At 46.7% G+C, this 20,894-nt stretch carries 17 protein-coding genes and 4 tRNA genes; 14 read left to right on the forward strand and 7 right to left on the reverse strand.

From position 1 onward, the window contains the following. The first annotated feature begins 9 nt into the window (after positions 1 to 9). Both AC5YBX_RS02900 and parC read left to right on the forward strand, forming a co-directional pair. Positions 10 to 1,119, forward strand: a complete 1,110-nt coding sequence (locus AC5YBX_RS02900) for a PQQ-dependent sugar dehydrogenase (protein WP_494521667.1) — start codon at positions 10 to 12, stop codon at positions 1,117 to 1,119. Then, positions 1,119 to 3,386, forward strand: coding sequence for a DNA topoisomerase IV subunit A (parC, locus tag AC5YBX_RS02905; protein ID WP_494520061.1), 2,268 nt, complete (start codon positions 1,119 to 1,121; stop codon positions 3,384 to 3,386). Before AC5YBX_RS02900 ends, parC begins: the two co-directional genes overlap by 1 nt. A 194-nt stretch (positions 3,387 to 3,580) precedes the next feature. Here parC and AC5YBX_RS02910 read toward each other — a convergent pair whose 3' ends face one another. The 7 genes from AC5YBX_RS02910 to rsgA form a co-directional block, all read right to left on the reverse strand. Beyond that, entirely contained in the window at positions 3,581 to 3,772 is a 192-nt protein-coding gene (locus AC5YBX_RS02910) for a bacterioferritin-associated ferredoxin (RefSeq protein ID WP_494520060.1), read from the reverse strand. A 188-nt stretch (positions 3,773 to 3,960) separates the two neighbouring features. Then, positions 3,961 to 4,887 carry a D-2-hydroxyacid dehydrogenase gene (locus AC5YBX_RS02915; RefSeq protein WP_494524339.1) on the reverse strand — a complete coding sequence of 309 codons (927 nt, stop codon included), beginning with the start codon at positions 4,885 to 4,887 and terminating at the stop codon, positions 3,961 to 3,963. A 131-nt stretch (positions 4,888 to 5,018) separates the two neighbouring features. Beyond that, positions 5,019 to 5,717 (reverse strand): glycerophosphodiester phosphodiesterase, encoded by a 699-nt coding sequence (locus AC5YBX_RS02920; RefSeq protein ID WP_494520058.1) that lies wholly within the window; start codon positions 5,715 to 5,717, stop codon positions 5,019 to 5,021. Then, on the reverse strand, positions 5,717 to 8,905 hold the full coding sequence (locus AC5YBX_RS02925; protein ID WP_494524340.1) for a mechanosensitive ion channel domain-containing protein: 3,189 nt from the start codon (positions 8,903 to 8,905) through the stop codon (positions 5,717 to 5,719). Before AC5YBX_RS02925 ends, AC5YBX_RS02920 begins: the two co-directional genes overlap by 1 nt. Before the next feature lie 142 nt (positions 8,906 to 9,047). Continuing rightward, complete coding sequence (locus AC5YBX_RS02930) at positions 9,048 to 9,950, reverse strand: DMT family transporter (protein ID WP_494520056.1); 903 nt, start codon at positions 9,948 to 9,950, stop codon at positions 9,048 to 9,050. Positions 9,951 to 9,958: 8 nt separating this feature from the next. Beyond that, positions 9,959 to 10,819, reverse strand: a complete 861-nt coding sequence (gene asd, locus AC5YBX_RS02935; protein ID WP_494524341.1) for an archaetidylserine decarboxylase — start codon at positions 10,817 to 10,819, stop codon at positions 9,959 to 9,961. 46 nt (positions 10,820 to 10,865) lie between these two features. Further along, positions 10,866 to 11,921 carry a small ribosomal subunit biogenesis GTPase RsgA gene (gene rsgA / locus AC5YBX_RS02940; protein WP_494520054.1) on the reverse strand — a complete coding sequence of 352 codons (1,056 nt, stop codon included), beginning with the start codon at positions 11,919 to 11,921 and terminating at the stop codon, positions 10,866 to 10,868. Between the two features lie 115 nt (positions 11,922 to 12,036). Between rsgA and orn the strand changes: the two genes are divergently transcribed. The 12 genes from orn (at position 12,037) to hfq (ending at position 20,891) form a co-directional block, all read left to right on the forward strand. Further along, a complete protein-coding gene (gene orn, locus AC5YBX_RS02945; protein ID WP_494520053.1) occupies positions 12,037 to 12,582 on the forward strand; it encodes an oligoribonuclease in 546 nt (181 codons plus the stop codon). A gap of 104 nt (positions 12,583 to 12,686) precedes the next feature. After that, positions 12,687 to 12,762, forward strand: a tRNA-Gly gene (locus tag AC5YBX_RS02950). A 47-nt stretch (positions 12,763 to 12,809) separates the two neighbouring features. Further along, positions 12,810 to 12,885, forward strand: a tRNA-Gly gene (locus AC5YBX_RS02955). Positions 12,886 to 12,894: 9 nt separating this feature from the next. Beyond that, positions 12,895 to 12,970: transfer RNA gene (locus tag AC5YBX_RS02960), tRNA-Gly, on the forward strand. A 47-nt stretch (positions 12,971 to 13,017) separates the two neighbouring features. Further along, positions 13,018 to 13,093 (forward strand) — tRNA-Gly (locus AC5YBX_RS02965). A 438-nt stretch (positions 13,094 to 13,531) separates the two neighbouring features. Further along, positions 13,532 to 13,987 (forward strand): hypothetical protein, encoded by a 456-nt coding sequence (locus AC5YBX_RS02970; RefSeq protein WP_494520052.1) that lies wholly within the window; start codon positions 13,532 to 13,534, stop codon positions 13,985 to 13,987. Positions 13,988 to 14,348: 361 nt separating this feature from the next. Next, entirely contained in the window at positions 14,349 to 15,827 is a 1,479-nt protein-coding gene (locus AC5YBX_RS02975; RefSeq protein WP_494520051.1) for an NAD(P)H-hydrate dehydratase, read from the forward strand. Positions 15,828 to 15,934: 107 nt separating this feature from the next. Then, on the forward strand, positions 15,935 to 16,408 hold the full coding sequence (gene tsaE, locus AC5YBX_RS02980; protein WP_494520050.1) for a tRNA (adenosine(37)-N6)-threonylcarbamoyltransferase complex ATPase subunit type 1 TsaE: 474 nt from the start codon (positions 15,935 to 15,937) through the stop codon (positions 16,406 to 16,408). Beyond that, positions 16,395 to 17,714: an N-acetylmuramoyl-L-alanine amidase gene (locus AC5YBX_RS02985; protein ID WP_494520049.1), complete on the forward strand. Its 1,320-nt coding sequence runs from the start codon at positions 16,395 to 16,397 to the stop codon at positions 17,712 to 17,714. The genes tsaE and AC5YBX_RS02985 overlap by 14 nt, the downstream gene beginning before the upstream one ends. Before the next feature lie 11 nt (positions 17,715 to 17,725). Further along, positions 17,726 to 19,600, forward strand: coding sequence for a DNA mismatch repair endonuclease MutL (gene mutL, locus AC5YBX_RS02990; protein ID WP_494524342.1), 1,875 nt, complete (start codon positions 17,726 to 17,728; stop codon positions 19,598 to 19,600). A gap of 28 nt (positions 19,601 to 19,628) precedes the next feature. Then, positions 19,629 to 20,519: a tRNA (adenosine(37)-N6)-dimethylallyltransferase MiaA gene (gene miaA / locus AC5YBX_RS02995; protein ID WP_494521666.1), complete on the forward strand. Its 891-nt coding sequence runs from the start codon at positions 19,629 to 19,631 to the stop codon at positions 20,517 to 20,519. A gap of 93 nt (positions 20,520 to 20,612) precedes the next feature. Then, positions 20,613 to 20,891: an RNA chaperone Hfq gene (hfq, locus tag AC5YBX_RS03000; protein ID WP_494520047.1), complete on the forward strand. Its 279-nt coding sequence runs from the start codon at positions 20,613 to 20,615 to the stop codon at positions 20,889 to 20,891. The last annotated feature ends 3 nt before the right edge of the window (positions 20,892 to 20,894 follow it).

The following is a 20,894-nucleotide window of genomic DNA, read 5'->3' on the forward strand; positions in this document are numbered from 1 at the left end:
TTTATAGCCATGGTCACCATGGCTATGGCAACAGCGGTCAATGCCGAGCGGCAATCGATTATGATCACGGTCGCCAAAGGATTTGGGCTCTCTTTGTATGCTTCCGATCTGGGCGATGCTAAGCAGATGGCCATGGGCGACAATGGTACCCTATTTGTCGGCTCCTATAAGGCGGGGGCAATCCATGCATTGGTGGACAGTAATGCCGATGGTCGAGTCGATAAACGCTATATCGTCGCCAAGGATCTACATCATCCAGAAGCACTCGCTTTTCATGATGGCGATCTTTACGTGGCCGAAGGCTCGCGGATTATCCGTTATGCGGATATCGAAAATCGCATGCGTCGTCCTAATCGTGGTAAAGAGGTGTATAACCGCTTACCAGGCAAAACCAACAAGAGTCGCCGCGCGATGCGCTTTGGTCCTGATGGCCGCTTATATGTTGCTATTGGGGCCCCCTGTAATGTGTGCGAGGCTCCTGCGCCGTTTGGCAGTATCATCGCCATAGATGTCAACAGCGGCAGCAGCCAACAGGTGGCCACAGGTTTACGTAATGTGACCGGTTTTGATTGGGCACCAGATGATAATAAATTATGGTTTGCCGACATAGGTCGAGACTGGATGGGGGATCGATTACCCCCGGATGAGATCAATCGCGTTGATACCGTTGGTAGTCATTACGGGTTTCCCTATATTCATGCTACCGACGTCGAGGAACCCGCTTATGAAAAACCTAAGGGGTTAAAAGTGATCGCTCCGGTGTTTGAGTTACCCGCCCACGTTGCGCCCATGGGGTTGCAATTTTATCGTGGTCAGCAGTTTCCGGCCAAATACCATGAGCAGATGTTTGTTGCTGAAAATGGCTCGTGGAATCGGTCGAGTAAAATCGGTTACCAGGTCACTATGCTGACGCTCGCGGGCGATAAGATAGTTGAGCGGCAAACCGTGGTGAGTTTTCTAGATGGTGAATTCCCGGTCGCTAGACCTTACGGGCTGCTGTCGGCTCCCGATGGCACTATCTATATTTCTGATGATTTTAAAGGCAATGTTTATCGACTGTTTTATAAAGATGACGGCGTCAATGAGAGTGAACCGAGTGAACAACAGGATCCAAATTAATGAGTGATGCGATAGATTTGAGCCTCGATGGTGTCGAGCAGATGCCACTGAGGCGTTTTACAGAAGAAGCTTATCTCAATTACTCCATGTACGTCATCATGGACCGTGCATTACCGCATATCGGTGACGGCTTGAAGCCAGTGCAGCGGCGTATTATCTACGCCATGAGTGAGCTAGGTTTATCGGCGCAGTCTAAGCATAAAAAATCGGCTCGTACCGTCGGTGACGTATTGGGTAAATACCATCCTCATGGTGATAGTGCCTGTTATGAAGCCATGGTGTTGATGGCTCAGCCATTCTCTTATCGTTATCCGCTGGTTGACGGACAAGGTAACTGGGGGGCACCCGATGATCCTAAATCGTTTGCCGCCATGCGTTATACCGAGGCGCGTTTATCGAAATTCTCAGAAGTGCTACTCACAGAGCTGGGTCACGGCACTGTCGATTGGGGCGTTAACTTCGACGGCACCATGAAAGAGCCGCTGGTGTTACCGGCCCGTTTACCGCATATTTTACTTAATGGGATTACCGGTATTGCGGTGGGGATGGCAACCGATGTGCCACCCCATAACGCACGTGAATTAGTCGATGCTTGTATCGAATTATTGGATAACCCTAAGACCGAACTTGAACGCATTATGGAGCTGGTTCCGGGGCCGGATTATCCGACAGAAGCGGAAATCATCACGCCTAGAGCCGATATCGCTAAAATTTACAGTACTGGTCGTGGCTCGATTAAAGCGCGCGCCGTGTACACTATCGAAGCTGGTGAGATAGTGATCACTGCACTGCCGCATCAAGCCAGTAGCGGTAAGATTTTAGAGCAGATAGCCGCGCAGATGCAGGCCAAGAAGCTGCCGATGGTCGCCGACCTACGTGATGAGTCTGATCATGAAAGTCCGGTGCGCATGGTGGTTGTGCCTCGCTCGAATCGCGTTGATTGCGATCAACTCATGGCGCATCTATTTGCCACGACCGATCTGGAAAAGAACTTTAGGGTCAACTTAAACGTGTTGGGGCTCAACGGCCGTCCGCAAGTTAAAGGGCTTAAGCAGCTCCTAAGCGAATGGTTAGAGTTTAGGATGAGCACCGTCAGACGCCGCCTAGAACATCGGCTCGATAAGGTGCAGGCCAGATTACATATTCTTGATGCCTTGATGATAGCGTTCCTCAATATTGATGAAGTGATTGAGATCATCCGTTATCACGACGATGCGAAAACCGAGCTGATGTCGCGCTTTAGCCTGAGCGAAGACCAAGCTAATGCCATCCTTGATTTAAAACTGCGCCATTTAGCTAAGCTAGAAGAAGTGAAGATTAAGGCGGAGCAAAGCGAGCTCGAAGCCGAACGTGAAAAGCTCGAGCTACTGCTTGGCTCAGAACGTCGTATGAAAACCTTAATCAAAAAAGAGCTTAAGCAAGACGCTGAAACCTATGGTGACGCTCGCCGTTCGCCGCTGGTCGAACGCCAAGAATCTAAAGCTTTAAGCGAGCAAGAGTTAGTCCCAGCCGAAGCGGTGACTGTGGTGTTATCGGAAAAAGGCTGGGTACGTTGTGCCAAGGGCCATGATATCGACCCTACAGCATTATCTTATAAGGCGGGAGACAGTTTCCTCTGCGCCGCCTCAGGGCGCAGCAATAATGCCAGCGTGTTTATTGGTAGTACCGGCAGGGCATTTGCCACCGATACCCATACCTTACCGTCGGCGCGTAGCCAGGGTGAACCATTAACCACGCGCTTCCAATTGTCGCCAGGTGAAACCATTGAGCATGCCTTGATGGGAGAAGATGGGCAATGCTTCCTACTGGCGAGTGATGCAGGTTACGGCTTTATTGCTGACTACAAAGATATGGTGTCGCGTAATAAGGCGGGTAAAGCCCTATTAAGTTTGCCTGCTAATGCCAAAGTACTGCAGCCTAAACGGGTCGATAAGTCTCGTCGTGAGTCGATTTTAGCGATCACTAATGAAGGTCGAATGCTACTGTTTTCAGTAGATGCACTGCCACAACTGTCTAAAGGTAAAGGTAATAAAATCATCGGTATTCCGAGCGAGCGCGCTAAAAATCGTGAAGAGCTGCTGATGCATTTACAGGTGGTGCCCGAAGACACCGCCGTCACCTTGTGGGCGGGGAAGCGTAAGTTGACCTTGAAATCTAGCGATCTTGAGCATTATCGTGGTGAGCGTGGCCGCCGCGGCGCTAAATTACCGCGCGGTTTACAGCGTGTGGATAAAGTTGAGCTCGGCGCCGATGAGCCAGTGCTTTAACCCCTCAGAGCTTTAATATCTGAGTGAGATAACAAATCTTGAGATAACAAAAAGCTGCTTTTAAGCAGCTTTTTTATTGGTCATTTTTTATGTCTAAGGCTTTACTGCATCAGGTTACTAAGGAGTCCTCAATACATAACGCTATGGTTTTAGCTTTGTGGCGTAAGTCTGTCTTAGTATGACTAACGCATCGATTAAGCCACTTCGTAGAAGTTAGGCGCGACATCTAATCTTGCTTGAATAATCTCACTGGCCATGCGGGTACATTTACCGCATTGGCTGCCAACGCCCAAACGTTTTTTAAGATCGGCTAAAGAGGTATCTCCCTGATCGACAGCTTGTTTAATCTGAGTATCGGTAATGGCATGGCATAAACAAACGTACATACTAAGGCTCTCTCTATAGTGATGCTTGAGAGTGTAAATGAAAACGATTCTCAGTTCTAATAACTTTAAGTTATAGGTAGTATTTATGCGGCAAGCTTCAGCTATTAAAAACCAGACGCTATTTTAGTCCGTTTTGACAGCTCCCTTGATAGGTGACTAGCGCCAATATAATGCTTAAAGGTAAGTTTTCAATAGCCGCGTTCAAAGTTGACTAAATGGCTGAGCGCTTGCCCCTTGATAAAGTGGTGATAGTTAGCGGCAAAGATTTCCACCACTTGCTCAGGCTGACTCGGTGCTGCAATATGCGGGGTGATGGTGGCATTGCTTAATGACCAGATGGGATGGTTGTCGGGTAACGGCTCTTGATTGAACACATCTAAAATCGCTTGTTGCTTGGGTCGCTGTAGTAGTTGTTGATATAGCGCATCGAGATCGAGTACATCACCTCGACCGAGATTAAATAAAATGGCTTCATCTTTAATCATGCTGAGCATTTGGCTGTCTAAAATGCCTCGGGTATCTGGCGTACTAGGCAGGATCGCGGCAATGGCATCGGCCTGGGCAATATGGCTGGGCAGATTGGCGAGGGTATCGACCTTATCGAATCCAGTCGTTGGTTTGGCACCGCGGTTAATTCCGGTCACCCGCATGCCGAAGTGTTTAGCCGTTTGTGCAATATGTTTGGCAATATTGCCTGTGCCTAAGAGTAATAATGTTTGCCCTTGCAAGGTTTTAAAGCTGCTAGGGCGCCATATTTTATCCGCCTGTTGTGACTGATACTGTTTATGTTGACGTTGATGAGCCAGCAAGTAGCCAAATAGATATTCACTCATTAAAGGGCCAAATATCCCTTTAATGTTAGTGAGTTGGTAATCGCGGCGTAGGCGAGGTTTGACTAAGGGGTCGACACCCGCATAGGTCGATTGCATCCAAGTCAATTGCTGCGCATAGCCCACGAGCGGCGCCGCTAATGGGGGCTCTGCTAACCAAATGTTTGCGCTGAAAATACTGCTAGGATCATCGTCTAGTAGCGTCATTTGTGGGAGGTGACAGGAGTCGAGCAGTTGGCGGTATTTCTGGTTATCACTGGTGAGCAGCAGCAGTTTATGTTGCATAGCAAGTCCCTATTATCATTGGCGTTATCGCGCTTATTGTGGCCATATGGTGAGCAACTCTAGCCTAACACGTTAACTTGGTAGCTTAACCGAGTGGCTTAGATTAGCGCTTAGATTAGTGTATTCGCTTTTCAGCTAAGCTGCTCGATAACTTGCTGACTAATATCAGGATAGTTACTAAAAATCCCATCAACGCCGAGCTTAACTAAATAGGCGATATCTGCCGCATCATCGACGGTATAAACATAAACCTTAGCCCCGCGCTGGTGGGCATCTATCACTATCTCTGGGGTAATAAAGCTCAAGCTGAGGTGCAGCGAATAAGCCTGTAAGTGGCTCACTAAGGCGGCATTATCAAAAGGAATGCCCTCAATAAGCGGCGCCACTAAGACTTGAGGAAACTGCTGTTTGACGCTGGCAACAAAGTGGTGGTTAAAGGAGGAGATCAACAGCTTATCGGCGCTAAAATTTAGCTGGGATAAGATATTAGGGTACAAGCTTAAAAATGGCGCCAGTGAGTTCATCCCCTTAAGCTCAATATTGACGATACAGTCGACGTGTTGCAGATAAACCAGCAACTCCCACAGGGTGGGGATAGGCTCTGCGCCGACGCGTACCGTGGCTAAATAGGCTTGGCTGACTTCTTCTATCAGTCCTGTGCCAGTGCTTTTACCATCGAGGCGCCTATCATGAAATACATACAGTTGGCCTTCGACATTGTGCACGTCAATTTCTATAGCCGTGCTCCCAAGTTGCACTGCTTTTTTTATCGCGGCTAGGGTGTTTTCTGGCGCATAACCGCTAGCCCCTCGGTGAGCGAATACCTGCATTAGTTTCTAATCAACCCTTGAGTTTCTTTGCCTTGGCCACTGTTAATATGCACTTCAAGCTGTGGGTAAGCGAGTTCTAAATCGTTTTCTTTGAGTTTCTTATTCACCTGTTTATGCAGCTTGTGACGCAGCGGCCAACGGGTATTCATGTCTTTTGCATAGGCGCGAATTTCGTAATCTTGGGTGTGTTTACCAAAGCCTGCAAACCACACTTCGGGCTCAGGGATCGCCAGCGCTTCATCGCACTCTTTAACAGCTTGATACAGTGCCGCTTCAACCCGGGCCGGGTCTGAGTCTCGCGCTACCGAGACGTACACAATCACTCGAGTGATAGGATCGGATAATGACCAGTTGATCAGCTGCTCGGTAATAAATGCTTTATTGGGCACAATGATCTCTTTGCGATCCCAATCGACAATGGTGGTGGCGCGGATCTGAATTTTACTGACAGTGCCGGTTAAGTCGCGAATGGTGACCGTATCTCCAATCCGTACTGGCTTTTCGAATAAGATGATAAGACCCGAGATAAAGTTGGCGAAAATTTCTTGTAAGCCAAAACCCAAACCCACCGAGAGGGCAGCCACTAACCACTGCAGCTTGGACCATTCCATCCCTAAGGTGGAAAAGCCACTCAACATACCAAAAAACACCACCAAATAGCGGCTTACCGTGGTAAGGGCGAAACCCGTACCCGGTGTTAGATCTAGCCGCTGGAGGATCATCAGTTCCAGTAGGCCGGGTAAATTAGTGGCAATCATTAATGAAAAGCCCACAATAATCAGTCCCAGCAGTAACGATTTAAGCGTGATAGGCAGCTGCTGAGAGATACCATCGATCACGGTCGAGCTGGTCCAGAGGGTGATGCCATCCAAAAATGAGAAGATGGCACTGTGGGTTTGTGTCCACAGTCCAATTAAGCTGATTAAGAAAGCCAGGGTCAATAACGAACGCACCAAGCCTAATGATTGACTCGAGATGGTTTCTAGATCGACCACTGGCTCTTCGTAGGTGTCGCCTTGTTCATTATTGGCGCTGTCGTCATCTTTTTCTCGTTGGGCCAATATTTCGGCGCGTTTGGCTTTTGCGCGGTGGAAGGCGATCCGCCGGCGCTCAATCAGCATCCAGCGTTTGATCAGTTGATAGAGCAACATAAAGCTCAATGACAAGATCAAGGACAGCTGTAGCTGTAACAACATCTGGAAGGCGGTAAAATAGTAGCCCCTAAAGGCTAATATAGCGCATGCGGGCGGCAGCAATAACAGTACGGCCCAGAGTGTTTTTTGCAGGAGGCGCTTGTTTTTATCATCTTGATGATAACGTCGCTTCTGCTTAGATAGCTGTAAAATATCTTTATAAAACCAAAACAGCATGATGGCAAATAAGATAAAGGCACCACGGCCTAAGCTGTTACGGATCATTGAGGTTTCTAGCACCTCGGTAAAACCCAGCACACCAATGATTGGCATGGTCATCAGAGTGAAGGTGCGCAGCCGTTGCTGCCCCGCATGAATGGTATTGGCATCACCTTTAAAGTGGCCAATTAATACCCCTTTTTCTAACGCAAGCAGATCGGTAAAACGATATAGCAGGTACAAGGCGGCGATAGCTAAGATCCCCATACCAACCGATGATACCAAGTTATGCTGTGAGTAATATAAAATCAGGCCGCCGGTCAATAATGGTAAGGGTTTGATGGCGCTATAACATAGCGAAGTAAAAAGCGCGGCTATGGTGTAGGCAAACTTATCTTGGGTTACGTTACCGACAAATGCGGCATTGTGGGCCATGGCTTTATTAAAGCTTGGGGTGACTAGGTCCTGAAGCACTAGGCATAAGACAAATAAGATTATCCACCAAGACCACAGCGTACTTTGTTCCTTAAAGGAGTCGGTAATTTGGTACCAGGGAGCTTGGGTTAGCAGCCATTGGCTACTTTGCAGCAGATCACTAAACCAGAATCGGTCAATACTATTGGCGTTAGCAACCCAGAACAGATGTTCGTTGAGGGTTGTTTTAAGATTTTTGTATTGTTGATTGAGTTGCTCATAGAGCACCCGCAGTTCGGCTAACTCGCCGATATACAAATCGTAGTTTTCCAGTAGTTGTTGTTGCAATTTATACTGTGATTGCAACAATTTAGTTTGCAATGGTGTGTGATCGCTCGCCCCGTTGTTGAGATTGGCATGCAAGGTGAGATCTTGCTCTATTTGATAGCGTTCAAGACGTGCGTTGGCGATATCATTGCTGATCTTGTCTTGATTAGGTGGTTTAGGCAGTGACGATAAAATGCGCAAAAAACGCTCACCAAACGCCGAATTCAGTTTGACTAAGCCTATCTGCTGCTGAATATTACTCAACTGCTTGGCTTGCATTTGATATTGGGTTTCGGCTTCTTCTTGTTTGGTGGCCACTTCGCTCATTTGGTAAGTGAGTTGTTGTAGCTGTTCGCCGTAGGCTTGGTTTTGTTCATTAAGTGCTAGCGCAAGTGCATCATCGGTTGCCGAGGTTTCAATTTGGCTGGCCGCTATGGTGGCGGCAGTGGTTTTATGGCGTTGCACTGAAATCGCCGCATTTAGCTTTTCGATCAGCTGTTCTTGCTGGATCAATTGGCGGCGCACTAAGGTTAACTGTTGTTGAGTGAGGGCGATCTGTTTTTGGCTGCTGGCAAGCTCTGATTCCAGTGTCGACAATGTCTGGCGGTAGAGCCGCCCTTGGGCTTCGGTTATGTCGGTTTCGTTACTACTACTGGTGCGAGTGTGCTGCGCTAGCGTGCTATTGGCCTGCGTAATAATGGTGGGCAGTTGATGCTGTCGTTTGATCAGTTCGTTAATTTGTTGCCCTAGGCTGGCTTCAATCTCTTTTAGTTCAGATAGGCGAAGGTAAGCCATGGAGGCTTGTTGGCTTAAATCTTGTTGTGGTTGCCAACTTAACGGCTTAGATGCCTGCTCTATTTGTTTGCTGATATCATTTTTTTTGTTTTGATATTGATGCTGCAGCGCCTCGAAATTACTTTGTAGTTCGCGCTGCTCATTGATCTGTTGTTCCAGTAAAGCCAGTTGCTCTTCGGGGGTTTTCGTTATGGTATTTGTGCTTTGGCCTATCCCTAAGTGTTTGTTAAGAGATAGCGGTGAGTTAGCAGTGGCTGCAAAAGAAAGAACACATAGAAAAATGAGTAAAATACGAGACATAATCTGCTTTTTATTGGCATTAATACATGGATAGACCGCTATATAGTACCAATATAGATAGAAAATGATATTGATGGATCGGTTAATTTGAACTGAATCGCGACAGGGCTGCTTGATCTGTGGTTATTGCCAATCACCTTGACTATGTCGAGGCGGTCTCTGATCGTTTTTGGGCCCGCTGACTTTTATGGCTCTGTTGCGTTTCATAGATGGCGGTTACCACCACCAGCGCGCCGCCAATCACCGTATTCAGAGCTAACTCTTCCCCTAATAGCCACAGTGCTAATAGCGCACCATATAAGGGTTGCAAGCAGGAAACTAAGCTGACGGTTTTGGCGCTAAGTTGACGTAGTGCCGATGTAAATAACGCATGCGGCGCGGCGGTAAATACCACGCCGAGTAGGATAATCAAGCCCCAAACTGAGTGGTTGATGGTGCTGATATTGACTTGATGCCAAGGCATTAAAAACACAACGGCCACGGCGGTTTGATACAGCATGGCTTGTGCGCCGCTATATTCAGCAAAGTAACGCTTGTGGAGTAAATTACGAGCAGTAAACAGCATGGCTGAGAGTATGCCCAAAATGATCCCCAAGGTGACATCGTTACCGAGTGTGGCTTCGGGGATCAATAAACTGACGCCACAGAGCACACTAATACCGCTTAGTAAGTCGGTGCGTTTGAGGCGGCTTGCGTTAAACAGTGGCTCAATTAATACCGTCATCACTGGATAGGTAAAAAAGGCAATCATCCCTATGGCCACAGATGAGAGCTGCATAGAGGCGAAATAGGTGACCCAATGCAGGCTCACGATAACCCCAAGCCCAATTGCTATCAGGTAATCTTTGTGAGCGTTGAGACGAAGGCGGCAACCACTGCTTTTAACAATAAGCGCTAAAATGAGGGCGGCAACAGCGCAGCGCAGCAAGGTAATATCGAGTGCACTCAGTGGGATTAATTTAGAAAACAGTGCCGTCCCACCAAAGAGTAAGACGGCAATATGCAGCTCGATTAATCCGTGATGGCTGCTAGCGTTCGGCTTCAATGTCGCAGTTAGTCTATTTTGGCAAAAGCTTGACCCATGCGCGTGACCGCTTTGGGTTTAACACCGTCGGCAAACTCTTCAATGGCATCTTTAGCAAACAACATCACCACAGTACTGCCTAGCTTAAAGCGACCCATTTCCTCACCTTTGTCTAAGGTTAAGGCTTCCGGCCCTTCAGTTGGGTAGTCCCAGGTGAAGACTTTTTTACCCGTTGGCGGGGTGACTGTGCCAGCCCAGACAGTTTCGATGCTGGCGACAATGGTTGCGCCAACAAGCACCATAGCAATAGGGCCTATTTCGGTTTCAAACATCGCCACGACGCGCTCGTTTCGAGCAAATAGCCCAGGTACGTTTTCAGCCGTTAATGGATTGACCGAAAACAGTTCACCAGGGACATAGGTCATCTTAGATAAGGTGCCTTTTATTGGCATATGAATGCGGTGGTAATCTTTAGGCGCTAGATAAATGGTGGCAAAATCGCCTCCTTCAAAGCGCTTTGCATCATCGACTTGATTGCCTAATAAGGCTAAAGCAGAGTAGTCATGGCCTTTAGCCTGAAAGATGCGTCCCGATTTGATAGGGCCACATTGACTGACGGCGCCGTCGACAGGATGGACGATATAATCGTCATCATCACATAAAGGACGAATTCCCGGTTTTAATGCGCGGGTAAAAAATGCGTTAAAGCTGGCATAAGCCTCTGGTTCACTTTGGGCGGCTTCGCTCATATCAATTTTGTACTGCTTGATGAACCACTTAATTACGCTAGTGGTGACCATACCTAGCTCTGCTGCCGCTAACTTACCAACCAGGCGTGAGAGAAGGTGTTTTGGCATCATGTATTGCAAGGCAATTTTCAGTTTGTCCACGTTAGTTATCCTTAAAATCCAATATGGCTATGTTGCTGGCAGTTGGTTAGTCGCTGTCATTTCTAAAATGACGAGCATGGCGCTGCTCATCGAGGCTGTCTATGATGCGATGATAGTTGTTGTACCTATCTTCGAATATTTTGCCTTCGTTAAACGCAGCGGTAATGGCACAACCTGGATCGTTTTTATGTTTACAATCCCTAAACTTACAGGTGCCAATATAGTCTCTAAATTCGATAAAACACCAGCCGACACGTTCTGGAGGCAGATGCCACAAAGCGAATTCGCGCACGCCAGGTGAGTCCACTAGGTCACCGCCGCTGGGGAAGTGCAGTAATTTAGCCGTGGTGGTGGTGTGTTGACCTAGGCCTGAGTTTTCAGACACATCGCCAGTGAGTAATTCGGCGTCGGGTAATAGCGCATTGATTAATGATGATTTTCCAACGCCTGATTGGCCGACAAACACACTCACTTTATCTTTAAGCAGCGCTTTTATGGTGTCGACCCCTTCGCCTTCGATGCTGCTGACTTTATACACAGGGTAACCAATTTCTTGGTAGCGACGTAAAGCCGCTTCAACTTGGGGGGCTTCCTCTGCACTAAGTAGGTCAATTTTATTGAGGATAATGACAGGCGCTATGCCTGTGTCTTCAGCGGCCACGAGGTAACGGTCGATAATTTGGGTGGTAAAACTTGGTACTACCGATGAGACAATCAATATTTGGTCAATATTGGCGGCAATAATTTTGATGCCATCGTACATGTCAGGTCGAGACAATGATGAGTGCCTTGGGTGCACCGCTTCGACAACGCCGGCAATGGTCGCTGTGGTTTCAACAGTAAGGCGGACAATCACTTTATCGCCAGTGACTAAGCTTTGAATATTTCTGCGTATGTTACAGCGGACCAATTGGCCATCTTCGGTTTCAATGTCAGCATGTTGACCAAAACGAGAGATGACGGTGCCGAGCAACTCGGGCCCAAGTGAACTATCTTGTAGTTCTGGTGCGGCGTCACCAGCCTCTTTGCGCTGCAAACGTTTTTCGTGGTTAGCACGCATACGGCGGCGCTGGCCTTGACTTAAAGGTTTCTTTTTACTCACAGTGTAATCATCGTCAAAATTAAGGTTATTTTGTGTTGTCTAAAGAAAGCAGTATGATACACGGTCTTAAACAAAAAAGCCTGAATTTAGGCAAACGTAATAATAAGGCAGAGACATGGCTGCAGATGAAAGTAATCTGATTTGGGTTGATCTAGAGATGACGGGGTTAGAGCCTAGTGTCGATAGAATCATTGAGATAGCGACTATTGTGACTGATAAGGAGCTAAATATTCTGGCAGAGGGCCCTGTGATTGCGATCCATCAGTCAGATGAAGTGTTGGCAGGCATGGATGATTGGAATCAGAAACATCATGGTGAATCTGGCTTAATTGAACGGGTTAAAGCAAGCCGCATCAATGAAGCGCAAGCAATTGAACAAACGATTGCATTTTTAGCGTTACATGTACCCAAAGGCGTGTCACCCATGTGCGGCAATAGTATTGGTCAAGATAGACGCTTTTTGAACCGTTATATGCCAACACTTGAGGCTTACTTTCATTATCGTAATATTGATGTGAGTACAGTAAAAGAGTTGGTTCGTCGCTGGAAGCCTGAAGTAATGGATGGCTTTACTAAGCGTGGCACCCATCAAGCCTTGGTCGATATTCAAGAATCTATTGCTGAATTACAGTTTTATCGTGATAAAGTATTTAAAATTTAATCAATCAGTATAAATTTTTAAAGCAAGGGGTTGCAGCGGGGCGAAATTCTCCTATAATGCGGCCTCAACTTTCAGCTAGCGGCTCACGTTAGCAGGATTGAAACGCGACATTAGCTCAGTTGGTAGAGCGATACCTTGCCAAGGTATAGGTCATCGGTTCGAACCCGATATGTCGCTCCAAATTACAATTTATAGCGTCACCAAATGCTATAGATAAAAAGATTTATGCGACATTAGCTCAGTTGGTAGAGCGATACCTTGCCAAGGTATAGGTCATCGGTTCGAACCCGATATGTCGCTCCAAATTTGATTGCGACATTAGCTCAGTTGGTAGAGCGATACCTTGCCAAGGTATAGGTCATCGGTTCGAACCCGATATGTCGCTCCAAATTACAATTTATAGCGTCACCAAATGCTATAGATAAAAAGATTTATGCGACATTAGCTCAGTTGGTAGAGCGATACCTTGCCAAGGTATAGGTCATCGGTTCGAACCCGATATGTCGCTCCAATCTCCTTTTCGTTTTGTATCCCTCCCGCTAAACTTGCTTGCAATTTTAGAACAGTTGACTCTAATTTATCAGAGAAACAGTGCTATACTTTACCTAAGGTCTATGTCATCGGTTGCTTGTTTCGAAGCCGATATGTCGCTCCAATTTTTCTTTCGCTTTTATTATTTCTCTCCTCCTTAAACTTGTTAGCGCCAGAAATCGCTGCAATCGTATGCTACAAGTTTGTTCTTGGTTCATGCTAAATGTCTTGTATCAGTTAATTTGGTCTTGGGCGATTGCCGCTTAATTTCTTTAACGAAACCTAATGTAAATATGGTTGAACTGTGCAAACTATGACCTTGTTCAAAAAAAAATTCGCAAAATACTTCATAATGAAATCGAATCGATATTGACGCCTAGTCAAATGGCTTGGCTTGGCTTGGATGGGAGAGGGTAAGATGAGATTTCAGCAGCTTAATGAACAATTGGAGTATATCTCTAAGTGTCGCTTAGAAATGGCTCGACTATATGGTCGTTTACACAGTGCAGTTGATTCATCTCGCGTCAAGTTGATGCTTGAGTACTTACAGCAGCATGAAAAAGAGATGTCACTGAAGATAGATGATTATATCGAAGAGGCCCCCTCTAAATTATTAGAACTTTGGTACAACGATATTGTGTTTGAAGACTTCATCAAACGCTGCCAAGAGGTGGTTCCTAAAGCCAATATGAATGAAGAAGATTTATTAGAGCTGCATTTAGATTTGGATAACCGTCTGATTGGACTGCTGCAGAAAACGGCCGACTCATCTGTGCCTGGTGATGTCAAAAATGCGATGAGCGAGCTGGTACGAGTAAAGAAAATTCAACAGCAGCGTTTAGTGCATAGCTGCATTCGTATGGATGATATCTAAAGTATGTCGATAACTTAGTCGCTTAACAGGCTTAAGTTACTGAGTTATCTGTTGCTGGGAGCTACGCCCAGCATCTATTGCTACCAGCTTGAACCGCGCTAACCGTTTCTATCTTGCGCGTTTTCCCTTCTTTATTGCCCAAGGTCACCACATTGTTTTACCCCCCGCCCCGCAGAATGCCAACCTTTACCTAAAGCTCAGGCTTAAGTCGTACTATCTGGCTCATTTTTTGTGCAAGATCAAACTTATCTCAATAATTACGGTAAGTCGTGAATCTAATGACAAACAAGCTATCTAACATCGAATATGCTAAGCCTTATCTACCGCATATGATGTTTTATTAACTTTTAGGAGTCTTTCCATGTTGTTTTGTGATGCACAACTTCCGCAAACATTATATTCGGCACAAATGGTGAGAGAGGCTGAGGCCCATTTTATCAATTCAGGTGAAATATCGTTATTAGGGTTAATTGATCGCGCAGGGCAGGCGGCCTTTGCATTATTGCAGCAGCAAAATAAGTTAACTAGCCAGATTTTGGTATTAGCGGGATATGGCAACAATGGGGCTGATGCTTATATCTGTGCCACGCTTCTGCTTGAAGCTGGCTGCCAAGTAAAATTGTATGCCCTTGAAAAAGAACCTGTTGGCGAAGGCGTGAGTTATGCCAAAGCGGCGTTTCTGGCGGCAGGCGGTCACCTAGAGCAAGATTGGCAGCAAGGGTTATTAGCGGCTGATGTGGTGATTGATGGTTTACTCGGTACCGGCTTTCACGGCGAGCTCAATGAGACGTTTACGGCCATTATTACCACTGTCAATCAGCAGCCTTCTTGGGTGTTATCCATCGATGTGCCTTCGGGAATTAATGCCGACACGGGGGCTGGGCAGCTGGCGGTTAAAGCGGATGTGACATTGACCATGGGAGCCGTAAAGCAAGGGCTTGTTACCGGCAAGGCTCGAGATTGCGTCGGTTATTTATGGTTTGCCGATATTGGATTAACCCCACACCTTCCTCCGTCTAATGTCATTAATATTGCGCACCGAGTCACCGACTTAGGCATGCCCACTCGGGCGAAAAATAGTCATAAAGGCTCTTGTGGTAAGGTCACTGTGATCGGGGGGGATATCGGTATGGCCGGTGCGCCAAGGCTGGCTGGCGAAAGCTGTTTACGCGCCGGTGCAGGTCTTGTTGCCGTGGTTTCCAGGCCGCAGCATCTCCCTATTATCAATGCTGGGCGACCAGAGTTGATGTTTTGGGGGTGTGAGTTGGTTGATATGGAGGTGTATCAACGATTGGGGTGGGCCGATGTATTATTAATAGGGCCAGGCCTTGGCAAGCATGACTGGGGATACAATTTACTCAAAGCCACTGGATTAAGCGATAAGCCATGCGTTATGGATGCCGATGCGCTTAATCTATTGGCACTTGAGCCCAATAAGCAGCGCCATTGGGTGTTAACGCCTCACAGTGGCGAAGCGGCAAGGCTACTGGGGCTCAGTATTGAAGAGGTTGAACAAGACCGCTTTGCTGCAGCTTACGCCTTGCAAGCCAAGTATGGTGGCGTTGTGGTATTGAAAGGCGCGGGCACACTTATTTACGATGGCACTCGTTGCCATGTTGCCCCAGTGGGTAACCCTGGATTAGCCAGTGGTGGCAGTGGTGATGTATTAGGGGGCATAATTGCGGCGCTAATGGCGCAAGGAATGTCCAATATGGATGCGGCCAGCGCGGGTGTTGTGGTGCATGGCGTCGCTGCAGATATGGCGGCTAAAGAGGGTGAGCGTGGTATGTTGGCTTGCGATCTGTTTCCGCATATCCGTGCGCTAGTGGACAAGATTTAAAACCATCAGATTAAAAACAGCTAATGTTTGTTTAGATAGAATTCAGTTTGGGTTAAAGTATCTGGTTATAATCAGTTTGCTCCAATTTAGGTTACGACAAATATAACATGACGCCAGTGACAGTTTATCTTGAAAACGAGTTTGACACAGTGAGCTTAGGGCAGCAGTTAGCTCAAGCGATCACGCCTCCGTTAACCATCTATTTGAGTGGTGAATTAGGCGCTGGAAAAACGACCTTTAGTCGTGGTTTGATCCAAAGTTTAGGTCATCAAGGGGCGGTTAAGAGCCCAACTTATACGTTAGTTGAACCCTATGAACTGAATGGTATTGAAGTTTATCATTTTGATTTATATCGTCTCAGTGACCCTGAGGAGTTGGAGTTTATGGGGATTAGGGATTATTTTGCCGATAATAGTTTATGCATTGTAGAGTGGCCCGATAAAGGGGCTGGTATATTGCCCGAAGCCGATCTATTTATCGATATAAAATACCTTGATCAAGGCCGAGAGGTTACCTTAAGTGCAAATAAGCCTGCTGGGCAATTACTGCTAGACAGTTTACCTCATAATGATAACAACTGATTCGATAATAAAGCGTGTATTGCTGCTGTTGCTGTTGTGTGTTCCAGCAATGGCTCACAGCGCGAATAGGTTAGATGGTGTGCGAATTTGGGCCGCGCCGAAATCGACGCGGGTAGTTTTTGACCTACGTCAGCCGCCGCAATATAGCCACTTTACTTTGACGAGTCCTTATCGACTGGTGGTCGATCTCAGTGGTACCTCGACCGCGATGGATCTTCGCAAGATCGAGAATAATAGTAAGCTAGTCAAAAAGGTGCGCATTAGTAAGCCTCCAAAAAAAGGCACGCTTAGACTCGTCATCGATTTAGTTAAGCCTGTTAAAGCTAATTTATTTGCTTTACCCCCAACAGCGCCGTACGGCAATCGTTTAGTTGTCGATCTTGAAGACGGTGGGGCAGAACAGCAAATCGTTAAAGCCAAGCCCGTGTCTGAATTAAGGGATGTGATCGTCGCGATTGATGCAGGTCATGGTGGTGATGATCCCGGGTCAATCGGCCCTAAAGGGACCTATGAGAAAAAAGTGGTGTTGCAGATTGCTAAAAAGGTGGAAGCGAAAATCAATGCCACCCCAGGCATGAAGGCCGTCATGACCCGTTCTGGTGACTATTTTGTTAACCTCAATAAGCGCTCAGAAATTGCACGTACCAGTAAAGCCGATCTGTTAGTGTCAATCCATGCTGATGCATTTACTTCGCCTCAGCCACACGGTGCCTCGGTTTGGGTGCTATCAATGCGACGGGCTAACAGTGAGATCGGTCGTTGGCTGGAACAAAAAGAGAAGCATTCAGAACTGCTCGGCGGTGCGGGTGAGATCATTCAAAATGCCGATAATGAACAGTATCTAGCCATGACTTTACTCGACATGTCGATGGACCGTTCTATGGCCATTAGCCATAATATTGCCGGTGATGTATTACTCAATTTAGGCAAAGTCACTAAATTACATAAGCACCAGCCAGAAGCGGCCAGTTTTGCGGTATTAAAGTCTCCCGACATTCCCTCTATTTTGGTTGAGACAGGCTTTATCTCTAACCATAAAGAGGAGCGTTTACTGACACAGCGCGAGCATCAAAACAATATTGCTAATGCGGTACATAAGGGCGTATTACGCTACTTTGAAACCAACCCGCCCGCCAATACCCTTCTGGCTAATCGTAGTACTTTGAGCCATAAGGTCGAAAGAGGTGAGTCGTTATCGGTTATTGCTCATCGTTATCAAGTGTCGGTAAGCAGTATTAAAAAGGCCAATAACCTTAAATCAAACACAGTTCGTATTGGCCAGAAGCTGGTCATTCCCCGCGCTTAATAGGAGTCAAAATGACCATTAAAATTTTGCCTCCTCAGCTGGCTAACCAGATTGCCGCTGGCGAGGTTGTTGAGCGTCCCGCATCGGTTATCAAAGAGTTGGTTGAAAACAGCCTAGATGCTGGCGCCAGCAAAATCGATATCGAAATCGATAAAGGCGGCAGTAAGCTGATTAAGATCCAAGATAACGGATCAGGGATCGAAAAAGATCAACTCGGCTTGGCGCTGTCGCGTCATGCGACCTCTAAATTGGCTTCTTTGGATGATCTCGATGCTATTTTAAGCTTTGGTTTTCGTGGCGAAGCACTTGCCAGTATTAGTTCGGTATCGCGTTTAACCTTCACTTCGCGCACTGCTAGCCAAACTGAGGCGTGGCAGGCTTTTGCTGAAGGCTCTGAAATGGCGGTAAAAGTGATCCCCGCCGCACACCCTGTAGGCTCTACGGTAGAAGCGGTCGATCTGTTTTTTAATACCCCTGCTCGTCGTCGTTTTCTAAAAAGCGACAAAACAGAATTTACTCATATTGATGAGTGGCTTAAGCGGATTGCTTTAGTGCGACGTGATATCCATTTTACCCTAAAGCATAATGGTAAAATGGTGCGTAATTATCGTCCGGCGAATACCCAAAATCAGTATCTACAGCGTCTAGCTCAGGTGAGCGGTAAACAATTTGCCGAGCATGCGTTGGCGGTAGATTGCGAGCATAATGGGTTAAAGCTCAGTGGCTATATCCAGTCGCCGCATTTCGAGGTGAGCTCAAGTGATACTCAGTATTTTTATGTTAATGGTCGATTGGTGCGTGATAGGCTGGTTAATCATGCGGTGAGACAAGCGTTTGCTGAGCAATTGCAGAGCGTTCAGGTTGGTTATGTGTTGATGCTTGAGATTGACCCACATCAAGTGGATGTTAACGTGCATCCAGCAAAGCATGAAGTGCGTTTCCATGAAAGTCGCTATGTACATGACTTTATTTTACAAGCCTTACAATCGGCTCTGTCACAGGCTGAGCTGTTGCCGTTGAATGCTTATCAGCCTGGGGGGAATGAGGCTCTAGCGGAGCACACCGAAGAACCATCAGCACAATCATCGCCAGCGGCAAACCGTCCATCGTCGCCGTTTGCTGGGCAGTATGGCGTGTCTGCTCCTGTTTCTTCCCCGATTGAAGAACGTCATGTGCATGAACGAGCTGCTTCGGCGTATGGTCAACGGGAATCAGGCTATAGTCAGTCTACTGCTTCTGGGTATCGATCAAGCCATTCAGATCGCTATCAAGCACCAGATTTACCTTCGCAGGTAGCCATTGATAATTATGCGCAGTTGCTTGCGACACCCGATGTAAACAGGTCCACAACTGCACCACCATCGCCTATGCCTTTGGTTTTAGCTGGGCAATACTGGGTAATTGCGCAAGGTGATGCTCTGAAGTTATTGGCGTTTTCGAACGTCGCCGATGCAGTGCTGCGTCAACAGATAGAGCACAAGCTTGCATCAGGGCTCGTGGGGCAACCATTATTGATGCCGGTGTCAATAAAAGCTGACAATGACTGGCTCGATACTCTTGAGCAACGAGAGCAACTTATCAGGAAACTGGGCCTCGAATTAACTATTCGATTGGGGCAGTTGATTATCAAAAAAGTGCCCCCATATCTAAGGCAAAGCAAGTTAGCGGATGTTATCGCTGATTTTTTACAGTGGATTCGCTTTGAAGAGCCAGAAGATGAGGCCATCGTGAATTGGTTAGTTGGCCATGGCCGAGATCACTTTACTTCGGCGTCAGCACTTTGGACTGATTTTTGTCAGTTACCTGAGCCGCAACAGCAACAAATAATATCGAAAGCCAAGGCGTTACCTTGGCAAGAGTGGTTAAGTGAGCAAACGAGTGACTAGCAATAATAAGCCGACAATTTTAACCCTAATGGGACCGACGGCGTCCGGCAAAACTGCGTTAGCTATTGAGCTCGTGGAGCGTCACCAGTGTGAAATAATCTCGGTTGATTCAGCTCTCATCTATCGTGATATGGATATTGGTACCGCTAAGCCCAGTGCTGAAGAGCAACTTCGTGCGCCACACCGATTGATTGATATTCGTGATCCTAGCGAAAGTTACTCAGCCGCCGATTTTCGCCATGATGCGCTTAACGAAATTGAACATATCTTAGCCGCGGGGAAAACACCGTTATTAGTGGGTGGCACCATGCTCTATTTCAAAGCCTTGCTTGAGGGATTATCACCATTGCCAGCGGCGAACAATGAAATTAGAGCCGATATCGCCAAAGAGGCTGAAACACTAGGCTGGCAAGCACTGCATCAGCAATTGCAGCAGATTGATCCCGTGTCAGCGCAGCGTATTCATCCTAACGACCCACAGCGTTTATCGCGGGCATTAGAGGTGTTTCGTATCAGTGGTAAAAGCTTAACCGAATTAACAGAGGTGAAATCCGCCGCATTGCCATACTCAGTTGTGCAATTTGGTATATCCCCAAGCGATCGGAAAGTGTTACATTCAGCCATTGCTACACGCTTTGATACCATGTTAAAGCAAGGGTTCATCGAAGAAGTGCAAGCGCTCAAAGCGCGTGGTGATTTGCATTTAGAACTGCCTTCGATGCGCTGTGTGGGGTACCGTCAAGTATGGCAATACCTCGATGGTGATTACGACTATGATACTATGGTTGAAAAATCCGTAGTTGCGACTAGGCAATTGGCTAAGCGTCAATTAACATGGTTACGCGGCTGGGCCGATTTAAATTGGCTAGAGAGCGGTGATGATGCAAATATTGGTCGACTAATACAATATTGTCGCTAGCTAATTCATTCACTCTATATAATACTAAAACCAAACCCGAAGTTGATGCAGCATTAGGTTTTATTTAATTTTAATAAAAAAGGAAATTATATAATGGCAAAGGGGCAATCTTTACAAGACCCATTTTTGAACGCATTACGTCGTGAACGCGTTCCGGTATCTATCTACCTAGTTAACGGTATCAAGCTTCAAGGACAAGTTGAATCATTTGATCAGTTTGTTATTTTATTGAAGAACACTGTCAGCCAGATGGTATATAAGCACGCTATTTCAACAGTTGTGCCAGCGCGCCCATTTAATGTGAGCAACCATCACAACACCCCTAATCAGACGGGCAGTTACAACGCACCTACAGAAGACAGTGCTGAGTAATTT

This window comes from Shewanella sp. 492 (genome assembly GCF_059338445.1).

Bases quoted from the DNA above. Each gene is read 5' to 3' on its own strand.
- AC5YBX_RS02900 (WP_494521667.1), top strand. From the start codon at position 10: ATGGTCACCATGGCTATGGCAACAGCGGTCAATGCCGAGCGGCAATCG.
- parC (WP_494520061.1), top strand. From the start codon at position 1,119: ATGAGTGATGCGATAGATTTGAGCCTCGATGGTGTCGAGCAGATGCCA.
- AC5YBX_RS02910 (WP_494520060.1), bottom strand. From the start codon at position 3,772: ATGTACGTTTGTTTATGCCATGCCATTACCGATACTCAGATTAAACAA.
- AC5YBX_RS02915 (WP_494524339.1), bottom strand. From the start codon at position 4,887: ATGCAACATAAACTGCTGCTGCTCACCAGTGATAACCAGAAATACCGC.
- AC5YBX_RS02920 (WP_494520058.1), bottom strand. From the start codon at position 5,717: ATGCAGGTATTCGCTCACCGAGGGGCTAGCGGTTATGCGCCAGAAAAC.
- AC5YBX_RS02925 (WP_494524340.1), bottom strand. From the start codon at position 8,905: ATGTCTCGTATTTTACTCATTTTTCTATGTGTTCTTTCTTTTGCAGCC.
- orn (WP_494520053.1), top strand. From the start codon at position 12,037: ATGGCTGCAGATGAAAGTAATCTGATTTGGGTTGATCTAGAGATGACG.
- AC5YBX_RS02970 (WP_494520052.1), top strand. From the start codon at position 13,532: ATGAGATTTCAGCAGCTTAATGAACAATTGGAGTATATCTCTAAGTGT.
- AC5YBX_RS02975 (WP_494520051.1), top strand. From the start codon at position 14,349: ATGTTGTTTTGTGATGCACAACTTCCGCAAACATTATATTCGGCACAA.
- tsaE (WP_494520050.1), top strand. From the start codon at position 15,935: ATGACGCCAGTGACAGTTTATCTTGAAAACGAGTTTGACACAGTGAGC.
- AC5YBX_RS02985 (WP_494520049.1), top strand. From the start codon at position 16,395: ATGATAACAACTGATTCGATAATAAAGCGTGTATTGCTGCTGTTGCTG.
- mutL (WP_494524342.1), top strand. From the start codon at position 17,726: ATGACCATTAAAATTTTGCCTCCTCAGCTGGCTAACCAGATTGCCGCT.
- miaA (WP_494521666.1), top strand. From the start codon at position 19,629: ATGGGACCGACGGCGTCCGGCAAAACTGCGTTAGCTATTGAGCTCGTG.
- hfq (WP_494520047.1), top strand. From the start codon at position 20,613: ATGGCAAAGGGGCAATCTTTACAAGACCCATTTTTGAACGCATTACGT.